Origin of the sequence: Pseudomonas sp. 2822-17, assembly GCF_002742485.1 — a bacterium.
In the GTDB taxonomy this organism is placed as follows: domain Bacteria; phylum Pseudomonadota; class Gammaproteobacteria; order Pseudomonadales; family Pseudomonadaceae; genus Aquipseudomonas; species Aquipseudomonas cyclaminis.
Map to the genome: position 1 here is coordinate 1 of NZ_LJRZ01000660.1, position 278 is coordinate 278.

Annotated in this window: 1 protein-coding gene; it reads right to left on the reverse strand. The window is 42.4% G+C overall.

Annotation, left to right across the window (positions count from 1 at the left end; translation table 11 throughout):
• Positions 1-278: flagellar hook-basal body complex protein (locus tag AOA60_RS23770; protein ID WP_143522540.1), on the reverse strand; the 278-nt coding region annotated here is incomplete at both ends.

A 278-nucleotide genomic window follows, 5' to 3' on the forward strand; every position in this document is an offset into this window, starting at 1 on the left:
GAATTTCATCTGAAGTTGTAATGATACGAGTGTTCGCTTGAAATCCACGCTGAGCAACTATCATTTCTGTAAACTCTTCAGAGAGATCAACATTGGACATTCCAAGCGCCGCTCCAGTTAATGAACCTCTACCACCATCACCCGGAAGACCAACTTGTGGCATTCCTGAGTTGTTAGATACTTGGTATAAATTCGAACCGCTCTTCGAAAGACCTTCCGGGTTATTAAATGAAGCTAAAGCGATTTGCCCCAATAACCTCACTTGTCCATTTGAAAAG